The organism is Dactylosporangium sp. CA-139066 (assembly GCF_050936175.1).
Lineage (GTDB): Bacteria > Actinomycetota > Actinomycetes > Mycobacteriales > Micromonosporaceae > Dactylosporangium.
Genome location: NZ_JBNJNH010000002.1, coordinates 1,278,885 through 1,291,407, shown reverse-complemented (window position 1 = coordinate 1,291,407; position 12,523 = coordinate 1,278,885). Strand labels below are relative to the sequence as shown.

Annotated in this window: 9 protein-coding genes; 2 read left to right on the top strand and 7 right to left on the bottom strand. The window is 71.5% G+C overall.

Features of this window, described 5'->3' with window-relative positions; genetic code table 11:
• Window positions 1–700: 700 nt before the first annotated feature.
• Both ACQEVU_RS50730 and ACQEVU_RS50725 read left to right on the top strand, forming a co-directional pair.
• Window positions 701–1,480 (top strand): hypothetical protein, encoded by a 780-nt coding sequence (locus ACQEVU_RS50730; protein ID WP_433337670.1) that lies wholly within the window; start codon window positions 701–703, stop codon window positions 1,478–1,480.
• Window positions 1,481–1,989: 509 nt separating this feature from the next.
• A complete protein-coding gene (locus tag ACQEVU_RS50725; RefSeq protein ID WP_433081870.1) occupies window positions 1,990–2,670 on the top strand; it encodes a GNAT family N-acetyltransferase in 681 nt (226 codons plus the stop codon).
• A 497-nt stretch (window positions 2,671–3,167) separates the two neighbouring features.
• Here ACQEVU_RS50725 and ACQEVU_RS50720 read toward each other — a convergent pair whose 3' ends face one another.
• The 7 genes from ACQEVU_RS50720 to murJ form a co-directional block, all read right to left on the bottom strand.
• A complete protein-coding gene (locus ACQEVU_RS50720; protein ID WP_433337668.1) occupies window positions 3,168–4,349 on the bottom strand; it encodes an N-acetylmuramoyl-L-alanine amidase in 1,182 nt (393 codons plus the stop codon).
• Window positions 4,350–4,696: 347 nt separating this feature from the next.
• The gene (gene trxA, locus ACQEVU_RS50715; RefSeq protein ID WP_433337666.1) at window positions 4,697–5,026 is read right to left on the bottom strand and encodes a thioredoxin; all 330 of its coding nucleotides are present in this window, start codon (window positions 5,024–5,026) and stop codon (window positions 4,697–4,699) included.
• A gap of 26 nt (window positions 5,027–5,052) precedes the next feature.
• The gene (trxB, locus tag ACQEVU_RS50710) at window positions 5,053–5,979 is read right to left on the bottom strand and encodes a thioredoxin-disulfide reductase (RefSeq protein ID WP_433339723.1); all 927 of its coding nucleotides are present in this window, start codon (window positions 5,977–5,979) and stop codon (window positions 5,053–5,055) included.
• Window positions 5,980–6,071: 92 nt separating this feature from the next.
• Window positions 6,072–6,983 (bottom strand): hypothetical protein, encoded by a 912-nt coding sequence (locus ACQEVU_RS50705; protein ID WP_433337664.1) that lies wholly within the window; start codon window positions 6,981–6,983, stop codon window positions 6,072–6,074.
• Window positions 6,980–7,654 carry an RNA polymerase sigma factor SigM gene (sigM, locus tag ACQEVU_RS50700; protein ID WP_433339722.1) on the bottom strand — a complete coding sequence of 225 codons (675 nt, stop codon included), beginning with the start codon at window positions 7,652–7,654 and terminating at the stop codon, window positions 6,980–6,982. The genes ACQEVU_RS50705 and sigM overlap by 4 nt, the downstream gene beginning before the upstream one ends.
• A gap of 66 nt (window positions 7,655–7,720) precedes the next feature.
• Complete coding sequence (locus ACQEVU_RS50695) at window positions 7,721–9,238, bottom strand: protein kinase family protein (protein ID WP_433337662.1); 1,518 nt, start codon at window positions 9,236–9,238, stop codon at window positions 7,721–7,723.
• A 1,200-nt stretch (window positions 9,239–10,438) separates the two neighbouring features.
• Window positions 10,439–12,382 carry a murein biosynthesis integral membrane protein MurJ gene (murJ, locus tag ACQEVU_RS50690; RefSeq protein WP_433337660.1) on the bottom strand — a complete coding sequence of 648 codons (1,944 nt, stop codon included), beginning with the start codon at window positions 12,380–12,382 and terminating at the stop codon, window positions 10,439–10,441.
• Between the last annotated feature and the right edge of the window lie 141 nt (window positions 12,383–12,523).

The window sequence follows — 12,523 nt, the reverse complement described above, 5'->3', positions numbered from 1 at the left end:
GGCCGATCCCACGAGGGGTCGGCCTTCGTCATACGCGGGGTCGCGTGAGGCCGATGCCGCCGGGTCGGCGTGCGCGGCGGCTAGGCGAGCGGCGGTCGGCGCCGGCGGTGCGGGCGGTGACTGAGGGCGGCGTGGGCATGACGGGGTCAGCGTGGCGCGGGCGGGCGGCGGCGGGGGCGGTTGCGGTGCAGCGAGCGATGGAAGCCGCGCACCGGGCGGTCGATGGCGCGGGGCGGCGAGTGACCGGTGGCGTCGGCGAAACCGACGGCACCGCGGGGCCGCGAGTGTTCCTGCGGCGTGGCGATGCGCGGATGACGAGACCACGGTCCATACGGTCGACTGACGCCGGCATTCGATGGCCGACGCGGGCGGATGCGCTCAGATGCCCGCCGCGACGGCGCGACAGGCATAGAAGGCCGATTTGGATTCCCTGGAGGCCGAAAATGGGCACCGGGCGAATCTTGAGACAACGGCTCCTACAGAAGTCTGTCCACAGGAGTTATCCACAGGCTCACCCGTTTCACGTGAAACCACGTGCTAGGCCCAGTGCGGGCCTGTGGATGAAGCTGCGTTCGGCAGGGCCGCGACCGAACCTCGAAGCGGCTTCATCCACAGGGCCGCTGTGGATAACTCCCCGACACGGTGGCTCACTGTCCACAGGGTACGGACACCGGCCCCGCGGTCGGCTAGGGTCGGCTTCGTGCCTGAGACGCCAGCAACCCCGGCCGATCCCGCGGCCAACCCACAGCGGTCGGCCCCGCAGCAGCTGCCCGCCTTCACGTACTGGCCGACCTTCCCGTTCGAGGGCGACCTTCGAGTCAAGCGCCTCCTCGATCCCGTGCCCATCGAGCCGCCCCGCCACGGCGACAACCCTGCCGAGTGCCGGGCGTGTGCGGCGCCCGATGACGCGTACATCTGGGTGAGCGACCGCTGGCGGGTCCGCGCCCTCGACCGCCCGACCGGTCTGCCCGCCGTGCTGATCCTGGAGTCTCGCTCGCATCTCGACCTCGGCGACCTGCCGAACATGCTCGCGGCCGAGCTCGGCGTGATGACCGTCCGGCTCGAGCGGGCCATCCGCTCGCTCGACGGCGTCGCTCGGGTTCACGTGAATCGGTGGGGCGACGGCGCGGCGCATCTGCACGTGTGGTTCCTCGCCCGGCCGTACGGGCGGCTGCAGCTCCAGGGCACCTTCCTCGCACTGTGGGACGACATCCTCCCGCCGATCCCGGAGGAGCGCTGGCGGGAGAACCTTGCGCTCGTGGCGGCGTGGTTGGCCGAGTTCGGCGGGCGTCCGCTGGCCGAGCCTCCACGCATCAACTGGACCGCGCCGGCGAGCCTTGCCCGCGACCAGGCCGTCGATGATGACGAACTCGAACCGGCCGCGGCCGCCGAGGAGAACGACGACATCGTGGTACCGGAGCCGGCCGCCGGCAACGCCGACGGCGAGAAGGACGGCGGCAAGAACGGCGAGAAGGTATGACCGGATTCGGCTCGCGGGGACCTTCGGCTCAGGACTGACAGTCGGCCGCCGACGGCAGCTGAGAGCGGCGAGCACAGCGCCCGCCAGCCAGCCAGTCCAACGACCGGCAGCGATTCGCGCCCTCGGCCGCAACTCGACGCCCAGCGAGAACTACGCCCCTGTGTGCATGCCGGCCTCGGCCGTCACTACTAGCGAGCTCAATCGGCCTTGCGGCCCCGGGGATGACAGGCACGGTGAATCGGGGTCGCGAAATTGACCAGCGGGGCGTCACACGGCGACGGTTGGAGCAGGCGGTCGAGGTTGCCGGCAAGAGGCCGGTCGCGCAGAACAGGGCGATCGGCCAGGGTGCGGCGACAGATCGGTGAGACGTCGGGGCAGCAGGGGGCACGGATGGCCAAAGGTGAGCCGGACGTCCCAGGGATGAGGAACTGTGGCGGATGGCTCCCATGACGGATCGTGAGTGCGTACCATCATGACGAGCTAATGCCGGGTGCGGTGGAGATGGGCCAATGTCGCGACGTCTCGTCAGTCTGACGCTCGACACCCTCGAGGATCTTCCTCGATCGTGCCGCGATTGCGTGTTCTGGGAACTCGACCCGGTCGCGGCCGACCGCGCCTGTGCCAACGGCGATCCCGGGTTGGAGAAAGAGGCCTGGGTCTCGCAGACGCTGCTCGAGTGGGGCTCCTGCGGCAAGCTGGTCTACGTCGACGGGATGCCGGCCGGGTTCGTGATGTTCGCGCCGCCGGCGTACGTGCCGCGGAGCATGGCGTTCCCGACGTCGCCGGTGTCGCCGGATGCCGTGCTGCTGATGACCGCCCACGTCGTCCAGCCGTTCGCGGACGGCGGGCTCGGTCGCATGCTCGTCCAGGGCGTTGCGCGCGACCTCACCAAGCGCGGCGTCAAGGCGATCGAGGCGTTCGGCGACGCGAAGTTCGGCGAGGTCGACGAGGCGGGGCGCAACGAGCGCGGGTGCCTCGCGCCGGCGGACTTCTTCCTGTCGATCGGCTTCAAGACCGTACGGCCGCATCCGCGCTATCCGCGCCTGCGCCTCGAGCTGCGGACGGCGCTGTCGTGGAAGTCCGACGTCGAGTACGCGCTGGAGAAGCTGCTCGGGTCGATGAGTCCGGAATCGCTGCTTCGACCGGTTCTTCCGGTTCGCCCGGCAACGAGGGAAATGACCTCTGGCTGAACTCGCGCCGAGGCCGGCCGAGGCCGGCCTTCGGACCGAGGACCTGCACTTTGCCTAGGGTGTGACAGCTCCCTCGGCCGGCGGCGGCTCGAAAATCCCGGCCTGAGAAAGCCGCGCGCGGAACCGAGAGGCGGCGCGACCGCGAGGCGGCGCGACCGCGAGGCGGCGCGACCGCGAGGCGGCGCGACCGCGAGGCGCGAATTACGAAGCCGAGGGAACCCACGGCGGACAGGACGGGCGGCGAAGAGGATGCCGGCCCTCTTCCGTGCTTCGCGCGAGTTCGGGCAGGCACGACATTTCTCTTCGCCGCGCGGCGACGAGGACCGCGCGGCGAAGAGAGAACGAGGACACCGCGCGGCGAAGCGAGCCGCGGGGCGAAGCGAACCGCGCGGCGATGAGAACTGGGCGGCGATGAGAACTGGGCGGCGAAGAACCGCGCGGCAATGGAACTGCCGGGCAGGACAGCTGCCCGGCAGGAGACGACGAGGCGAAGAACGCTACGGCGTCGGGGCCGGGGACGAGTTCGTAAGGGCGCGCAGCAGGCTGACGTCGATCGAGCCCGTCGGGACGTCGGCCTCCACCGGGAGGTACATCCGCTGGACCGCCGCCATGATGGCCTCGACCACCCGGTCGCGGAACGCCGGGTCGATGAGCTGGCGGCGGTCGCCGGGCGAGGTGAGGTAGCCGACGTCCACGCGGACGGCCGGCATCCGGGTGAGGCGCAGCAGCTCCCACGTCTTCGCATGGGTGTGGCAGTCGCGCAGGCCGGTGCGTACGACGATCTCGCGCTGCACCAGGCCGGCCAGCCGCTCGCCGACGACCGAGGTCGGGCCGGAGGCGGAGCCGTAGTGGTAGGTGGCGACGCCGTCCGCGGTCGGGCTGTGGTGGCCGTCGATGTGGATCGAGATGAGCAGGTCGGCGCCGAGCTCGTTGGCAAGCTGCACCCGGTCACGGTCGCTCAGAGCCCCCGTAGGCTGCGGACCCCTGGTGAGGTTCACCCGCATCCCCGCGGCCGCCAGACGGCCCTCCAGACGGGCCGCAAGGTCATACACGAGGTCCGCCTCCACCCACCGCAGCGGGCCGTCGGGGACGACGTGGCCGGTGTCGGGGCCGCCGTGGCCGGGGTCGATCACGATGCGCTTGCCGAGCAGGGTCGGGCCGGACTCGCGGAAGGCCTCCGCCTCGCGCAGCAGCTGCGGGCGGCCGCCGATCACCTTGCGGCCGAGGCGGCGCAGGGCGCCGACCGTGGCCGGGCCGCACTCGCCGTCGGGGCGCAGGCCGACCTCGCGCTGGAACTGGGCCACGGCGTGCGCGGTGCGGCCGCCGTAGATGCCGTCGGCGCGGCCGGGGTTGTACCCCATCTCGAGCAGCCGTTCCTGCAACTGGCGCACGTCGTCGCCGATGTAGGGGTCGGCAACGGTGTGGAAGAGGGCGCGCTGGCCGAGCCGCCAGCGGGCCGCGTCCAGCGCCCGCCAGGTCTCGTCGCCGACCTCGCCGTCGACCGTCAGGCCGCGGCTCTGCTGGAAGGCGCGCACGGCGCGCTCGACGTCCGCGTCGTACTCGGGGTCGTGCGCCGCCGGATCGGTCGGCAGCAGGTCCTCCAGCAGCTCCAGCACGACAAGAATGCCGCGGATCTCGGCAACCGCCGCTCCCCGCGCCCCGCGCCGGATAGCCCGCATGTGGTCCTCCTGACAGCCTGTGACCCCGCGACGGAATCGTACGTGCCCGGCCGAGCACGCCGTTATCGGGCGAATGATCCCGCGCGGCGCCGCACCCGCGAGGCAGCGTACTCCCACCACCCCCACAGCGCGCCCCTGCCGAGCCGTCACCCCGGGTGCAGCCGGCGGCCAGGTGCAGACCGCCGAGAAGCAGCGTGCCCGCGCCGAGCCGTCACACCGAGAGCGCCTTGCCCCGCCACGACGGATCGGAAACGCGTCGCCCCGCCTCGGAACGAAACCGGGCGGGGCGGCGTGCAGAAAAGGACGTACAAAAGCGACGTACTACGACGTATCAAAAAGTGGAGATGTCAGTCGAGCGCGGACTCGATCAACCGCACCAGCGCGCTCTTCGGCTTGGCCCCGACCTCCGACCGGAACGGCTCGCCGTCCTTGAACACGGTCAGCGTGGGCACCGACAGCACCTGGTACGTCCGGGCGATCTCGGGGTTGTTGTCGATGTCGACCTTGACGATCTTGACCTTGTCGGCGAGCTCACCGGCGGCGATCTCGTTCAGCATGGTCTCGATCTTGCGGCACGGCTGGCACCATTCGGCCCAGAAGTCCACCAGAACCGGAATATCCGATTTGAGAACATCGACCTCGAAGGTCTTGTCACTGACGGGCTGGATGGCTCCCATGCGCTCTCCTTCTCTTCAAAGCTTGCTTACAGCGCCGCGATGAAACGCTCGGCGTCGAGGGCCGCGGCGCAACCGGTGCCGGCCGCGGTGATCGCCTGCCGGTACGTGTGGTCGACGACGTCGCCGGCGGCGAACACGCCCTCGATGTTGGTACGGGTGCTCGGCGCGGCCACCTTGACGTAGCCCTCGTCGTCGAGCTCGACCTGGCCGCGGAACAGCTCGCTACGCGGGTCGTGGCCGATCGCGACGAACACGCCGGCGACGGGCAGGTCGCTCTCCTCGCCGCTGACGACGTTCTTGACCCGGATGCCGCCCACGCGGCCGCCGCCGTCAAGGACCTCGGTGACGACGCTGTTCCAGAGGACCTCGATCTTCTCGTTGCTCAGCGCGCGCTCGGCCATGATCTTGCTGGCCCGGAACTCGCCGCGCCGGTGGATGATGGTGACCTTGGTGGCGAACCGGGTGAGGAAGGTCGCCTCCTCCATCGCCGAGTCACCGCCCCCGACCACAACGATGTTCTCGTTGCGGAAGAAGAAGCCGTCACAGGTCGCACACGACGACACGCCGCGGCCGAGCAGCTCCTGCTCGCCCGGGACGTGCAGCGGGCGCCAGGCGGAGCCGGTGGCCAGGATCACGGCCTTGCCGCGGTACTCCGTCTCGCCCACCCACACGCTCTTGACCGGGCCCTCCAGGGCGACGCGGGTGGCGTCGTCGGTGATGAACTCGGCGCCGAAGCGCTCGGCCTGCTTGCGCATGCTGTCCATGAGCTCGGGGCCGTTGATGCCGTCCGGGAAGCCCGGGAAGTTTTCGACCTCGGTGGTCGTCACCAGCGCGCCACCGGAGGTAACCCCCTCGATCACCAGGGGCTTGAGGTTGGCGCGGGCGGCGTAGACCGCGGCCGTGTACCCGGCGGGGCCGGACCCCACGATGATCAGGTTGCGGACCTCGTCCACGGTCGACTCCTCGATTTCAGCCTGTGCCAGCAAAACGTCATCCTACGAACCGGCAATTCCCGCCGGGTGGTGACTGGTGTGCCACATCACCGCTACGGGGCGGTAGTCCGGTACCGCTCGTCGGCGATGGCGCCGCCGATACCGCAATCGGGGCCCACCACGACGATCAGCCGCTTACCGGCGCCGACCCGCGTGCCGTCGACGACGACCACGAGCGCGGGCCGGCCCTCGAACGCGGCGTAGTCGACCAACGACACCTGACCACCGTATTCCCCGGTGATGGCGCCGAGGCAGGCGGCCCGGGCGGCCGGCTGGGCCAGGCGCGCGAGCGGGCTCGGCACGTTGTCCGGCGCGGGCGCCTGCGCGGCCATCGGCGCCCCCGAACCCTCACCCTGCAGGTTGTTGCTCTTCGCACCGGCGGTGCCGGCGGCGGCGAGGTCGCCGAGCGTGCCCCGCCCGTAGTCGCGCCCGCTGCTGATGACGCCGCCACCGCTGGTGCGCCCGCCGGTCGACAGCTCACCCTTGCCCTCGGCCGGCGTCGGCCGATCGTTCGGACCGGCCGCCACGCCCGGGGCCGCCGAGTCGACCCCCTCCGTAGTCACGATGCCGGAGCGCAGCGCCTGCACCCCGACGCCGCCGCACACGATCACCGCGGCCGCGGCGGCGAGCCCGACGGCCCAGCGCGTCCGCCGCCGCTTGCGCGCCTCCCGCGCCCGGGCCAGATCAACTACCGGGGCGTCCGCCGGGGGCGCGGTCACCGCCGCCGCCAGGGCCGCGTCCAGCCGCTGCTGCACTTCCGGCGGTACACCTGGAGCCTCCGCGCCCAACGAATGCAATTCGTCGCGGATGGCCGCGTCGGCGGACACGAGCATCGCGTAGGCCTCGGCCCAGCTCGTCTCCGTGCTCACCAGGCGACGCACGTCGTCCGCCTCCGGGGTGCCGTCGAGCGCCCCGCCGACGAAATCGGCGAGCCGGTCGAGGTCGGCGTCGGAGAAGGCCGTCACGCGCCAGTCTCCTTTCCGGATGCAGACGGAACGTCGGTCGCGACGTCCACGGGCGGGACGTCGGCCCGGGCCTCGGCGTCGGCTCGGACCGCACCGCGGCCCTGAGCGGCGCCGCCCCGGACGTCAGATGGGACGCGGCCGCCGTCGGCCGGGTTCCGCAGGTGGCCGAGGAGCAGCGCCAGCCGGGCCCGGCCGCGCGCACATCTGCTCTTGATGGTGCCCTCCGCGACGCCGAGTATTACGGCCGCCTCGGCCACCGCGTACCCCTGCACGTCGACCAGGACCAGCGCCGCGCGCTGCTCGGCGGGGATCTGCTGCAGTGCCTGCCGCACGTCCATCGCCGTGTCGCGGTCGGACGCCGGGGCCGGTGTGACGTCGGTCTCGGGCAGCGGCACGGTCGGGCGGGCCTGCCGCCGGCGCACCCGGTCCAGGCAGGCGTTCACCACGATCCGGTGCAGCCAGGTCGTGACGGCCGAGTCGCCCCGGAAGTTGCCGGCTGAGCGGAAGGCCGACAGCAGGGCGTCCTGCAGCGCGTCGGCGGCCTCCTCGCGATCGCCCAGCGTGCGCAGGGCGACGGCCCACAGGCGGTCGCGGTGGCGCCGCACGAGCTCGTTGAACGCGTTGGGGTCGCCCGTCGTGTGGGCGCGCAGCAGCCACGTGTCGTCGCGCATCTCGTGCGCGATCGGGCCCGCAGCGTCCACGGCACGCACCTTATCGATCCGGGCGCGTCCGTGGGGTCACTGCACGCGGACGGTTATCTCTCCGATAGCCAGTCGGTATCCGCTGGAGCTGCTCTCCTTCGGCAGCTTCGTGATCCAGACCAGCAGGTAACGGGTCTTCGCTTCCGGCCCGTTGAAGATCGTGGTGGTGTTCATGCTTTCGCGCTTCTGCCCCACGAGCGTGTACTGCTGGACGGTCGCGGCGTCGCCCTGCGCACTGCTGCCGAGGTCGGCGGTGCCGGCCCGCAGCTCGCCGTCGGCGCCCGGGGTCTGCAGCACGACCTGCACGGAGCTGACCTGCTTGGCCTCGCCGAGGTCGATCCACACGCCCATGCCGGTCTTCAGGCCGCCGAAGTCAGGCTTCGGATACCGGGCGGTCTTCCACACCGTGTTGGTGTCGCCGTCCACGGTGTTGGCCGCGTCCTTGACCTCTTTGCGGTCGCCCTGCGGGTCGACGATACGGACCTTGCTCGGGTCGATCTTGAACTCGACCGGCTGCCCCTGCGGCTTGGCCTGCTGCGACGCGCTCGCACCGGGCTGCGTGGTCGCTCCCGGCGCCTCGGGCGTGGCCGGGTCGCCCAGCACCCGCGCCGCGGCCAGCGTGCCGGCCAGCGCGAGCACCAGCAGCCCGACGACGCCGACGGCGAGCTTGCGCCCGGCCGGCTTCGGCGGCACGGGCGAGGCCGCCGCGGAGTCGAAGGCGTCGAAGTCGACGCGCCCGCCCTCCTCGGCCATCTCGTCCTCGTCGAGGGTGCCCATGGACGCCAGCTCGCCGGCCAGCGACTCGGCCGACGGCAGCGGAAGATCGGGGTTGAGCAGGTCGGCGACCAGCGAGTCGAGGTGCGCGGGGACGCCCGCCCGCACCTGGCGCGGTGTGGTCAGCGCGCCGGAGGAGTCGCGCACGCCGTCGGGCACGGAGTACACCCCGGCTTCGGCATGCGGCCAGTACCCGGTCAGCGCGCAGTAGAGGATCGCGCCGATCGCCCGGATGTCCGTCTCCGGCGTGGCGCCGTCGTCGGCCCGGGCGTCGGTCAGCACCACCCGACCGTCGTGCGCGACCAGCACCGTGCCCGGGTGCACGTTGCCGTGCGCCATCCCGGTCCCGTGCAGCGCCGCGACGGCGTCGGTGACGGCCCACGCGATCGCGACCGACCGCCCGGCGTCCAGCGGCCCGGAGGCGACGATGTCGCGCAGCGCGATCCCGTCGACCCACTCGCGGACCACATACGCCCGGCCGCCCTCGTCGATCGCGTCGTAGACGCCGACGAGGTGCGGGTGCACGATGCGGCTGGCGGCAACGGCCGCGGCCAGCATCTCCTTGGCGCTCTCCCCGCCGGGGTAGCGCAGGACCACCGCCACGGGGCGGCGCAGGATGACGTCGATGCCGCGGTACAGCTGGCGGCCTAGCGAGTCGTTGCCGATGTGCTCTTCGAGCTGGTATCGCTCGGCAAGGATTTCACCGACGGATGGGGTGCCGAAGGTCAGGACCTGAGGGTTGCCCCCCGAAGCCTGCAGCCCTTCGTCGAGCTCAGCCACCCGTCCTCCCTTCCGATCCGTGTGCCGTACTTCATCGCTGGCCAGAACGGCGTCTGTCGTAACGCGAGTCGCAGTCACTAAGCCTAAGCGCTTCGGCAGGGCGCCGGGGTTGACCTTACCTGTCGCCAGTTCGGTCTCCGACACGTCATCATCTCCGGACCACCCCGTGTGAGGCCAATTGATCACCCATGTCCCGACATGGCGGCCATTTACTCTTTACCTACATTTCATCGGATCACCGCAGGCCGCATGAGAAGCCCCGAGCCCCGCGCGCCTCGAGGCGCCCGGCGGGCAAAATGGACGGATTGTGACGAATCGCCAGATTTCTCGCCGGTGACTTACGGTTTCTCAACAGTCACGCCCACCGCGACGCCGCAACGCAATACCGCCGACCCCGATTCGTCCCCACGAGTCGATTCCCTCACAGCCGCGCGACGTCCGGCGTAGCTCCACACGGCCCCCACCGGAAGCACCGGTTACGCGACGCCGAACGCCGTGTGCGGGCCGCGCGAGCGCCAGACTTGCATCGCGGCCCAGCGCTCGGCTCGGCGGTGCCGAATCGACCCGCCGGCCGTCCGCCGCGCGGCGCTCGCACGGTCCCAGCGCGAAGTAGCGACGGCGACCACTCGACGGTTACTCCCGCCACCGCGGCGAAGGCCCCGACCAGGAGGCGCCTGGTCCACCGCCCGCGCCGGCGTGGGAAGGACGGTGGCGCCGGTGAGGCGGTGCGAGTCGGATGCCGCGACGACATCGGCCCGATCCTGACGGAGGCGCGCTGCCCGCCCCGCCGCCGGTCGAGGAGTTCCACCCCGCACGACATCTCCGCCGGGCGACGGCCGCCTCGCACGGCGAGGGCGCGCTCCCATCCCCCGTACGGCACGGCGGTCGGCCTTCTCTGGCTGCGAGGGCGCGCTCCCGCCCACCGGGTCGATGTCGACTTCCCCGGCCCCGCGCACGACGGCGACACGGGGCGCCGAGAGGACGCATTACACGCATAACCGCATTTGCCGCCTGCCAGGGTATAAATCCGACAAGTCGTGGCGCGCCAGCGCCCGACTTGTCGCTCGGCGAGGCCGGCGAGCGCTTCGGAGCGCCCGGCATCATCCCGCCCCCGGCGGGTGTGGCGACCGTGCGGCGCCACCGCCGCGCTGGCCAGTGTGGCGCCAGAAGGTGCGGCGACTGCGCGGAACGAGGGCCGGGTCAGCGGCCCAGCCGCGAACGGATCATGCCGGCGAACTGGCGGACCTCGGGAACCTTCAGGAAGACGGCGCCGGCCGCGTACACGGCCAGGAGCACCGCGCTGCCGAACACCAGCTGCACGATCCCCTGCACCTTGCCCGGGTCGATGATCAGGCCGATCAGCCACGAGACGGCCAGGGCGAGCAGGCCGCCGGCCACCGCCGCGGCGCCCAGGCGCAGCAGGGTGTCCAGAAGGCGGCGCAGGCCCAGGCGGCCGAGGCGGCGGCGGAGCAGGACGTAGCCGACGACCAGGGCGACCACGTAGGACAGCGCGGTGCCCACCATCAGCGACGTCGTGACCACCGCGACCGGCAGCAGCACGTAGAAGCCGATGTCCAGGATGAGGCGGACGGCCACGCCGCCGATGTTGACCAGCGCCGGCGTCTTCGTGTCGCGCAGCGCGTAGAAGACGCTCGTCTGCATCTGGCTCAGCGCGAACGGGACCAGGCCGACGCCGGCCGCGGCGACCACCCAGCCCGTCGCGACGGCCTGGTCGTAGCTGTAGCTGCTCCAGTTGAACAGCGTCACGGCCAGCGGGCGGCCGAGGACGATGTAGACCATGGCGGCCGGGATCAGGATGACCGACGCCAGGCGGCTGCCCTGGGAGAGCTGCTCGGTCACGTCGTCGAAGCGGCCGTCGGCGGCGGCCGCCGAGATGCGCGGCATGATCGCGGTGATGACCGAGACGGCCACGATGCCGTGGGCCATCATGAAGATCAGGAAGGCGTTGTTGAAGATGGCCGGGCCGTCGCCGCCGCGGAGCTGGTTGTTCTTGGCCAGGGCCATGACGACGGTGATGCCGAGCTGGTAGACACCGACGTAGAGCAGCATCCAGGCGCTGAGCTTGGCCAGCTCGCGCAGGTGGAGCTTGCGGAAGTCGAAGCGCCACTTCCAGCGGAAGCCGGTCTTGCGCAGCGCGGGCCACAGGCCGGCGGCCTGGACGACGATGCCGAGCGTGGTGCCGATGCCCAGCACGAGCACCTGGGTGAGCGTGATCGTGTCGGGGGTCGGGGCCTTGTCGCCGCGGACCAGGATGAACAGGCCGGCGGTGGCGATGATGACGATGTTGTTGAGGATCGGCGTCCACATCGGCGCCGCGAAGTGCCCGCGGACGTTGAGGATCGCGGCGGAGATGCCGGCCATACCGTAGAAGAAGATCTCCGGCAGGAGCAGGTAGGCCAGGAACGTGATCAGATGGCGGTCGCCCGCCGTGACCTTGTCGTTGCCGAGCGTGTACATCGCGGTGATCAGCGGCGCCGCGATCACCACGATGAGGGTCGCCGCGCCGAGCGCGACGGCGGCGAGGGTCAGCAGCCGCTGGGCGTGGGCCTGGCCGCGGTCGGACTCCTCCTTGCGGGCCCGCACCAGCGTCGGGATGAGCACGCTGGCCAGCACGCCGCCGAGCAGCAGCTCGTACACCTGGTTGGGCAGGTTGTTGGCCAGCGTGTAGTCGTCGCCGACGACCGCGCCGCCGATCGCCGCCGCAATGGCCGCCGCCCGCACGAAGCCCGTCGCGCGGCTGACCAGGCTCAGGATCGCCATCGTGCTGCTGTTGCGGACCACGGTGCCGGTGCTGTCGTCGTCGTCGGCCGCCGGCGGTGGCGCGGACTCCTCGACGACCGGTGCGTCGGCGACCACCTGCGGCCGCGGCGTGATCAGCGGCAGCTTGACGGTCGGCGCGTTGGCCGGATCGACGGACATGCCCTCGGGCCGCCGCCCGACGTGCAGCTTGACCGTCTGTCCAGGATCCGGCTGCCCGGGATCCGGCGCCGGCTGCGCAGCAGGCGCGAGCAACTCGGTCGGCTCCTCGGGCGCGCGATGGGCCCCGCCGCCGGTCGGCCGCAGCTTGACGGTCGGCTCAGTGCTCCAGCCCCCGCGCTGAGCCGGGTCGCTACCCGGTTCCATTCGCCACACCTCGACTCGGCCGTGCTTCCGCTCGCAGCACAGACCATAGTGGCACCCCCCGACACTTGCGGTGCGCGGCGGATTTTCGCGCGACCCGGCGCACACCGGGCGGCTACCCTCGGTGCCGATCTTCTCCGTCGC

Excerpts from the sequence above, each read along its gene's own strand:
- ACQEVU_RS50725 (WP_433081870.1), top strand. The coding sequence starts at position 1,990 with ATGTCGCGACGTCTCGTCAGTCTGACGCTCGACACCCTCGAGGATCTT.
- ACQEVU_RS50720 (WP_433337668.1), bottom strand. The coding sequence starts at position 4,349 with ATGCGGGCTATCCGGCGCGGGGCGCGGGGAGCGGCGGTTGCCGAGATC.
- trxA (WP_433337666.1), bottom strand. The coding sequence starts at position 5,026 with ATGGGAGCCATCCAGCCCGTCAGTGACAAGACCTTCGAGGTCGATGTT.
- sigM (WP_433339722.1), bottom strand. The coding sequence starts at position 7,654 with ATGCGCGACGACACGTGGCTGCTGCGCGCCCACACGACGGGCGACCCC.
- murJ (WP_433337660.1), bottom strand. The coding sequence starts at position 12,382 with ATGGAACCGGGTAGCGACCCGGCTCAGCGCGGGGGCTGGAGCACTGAG.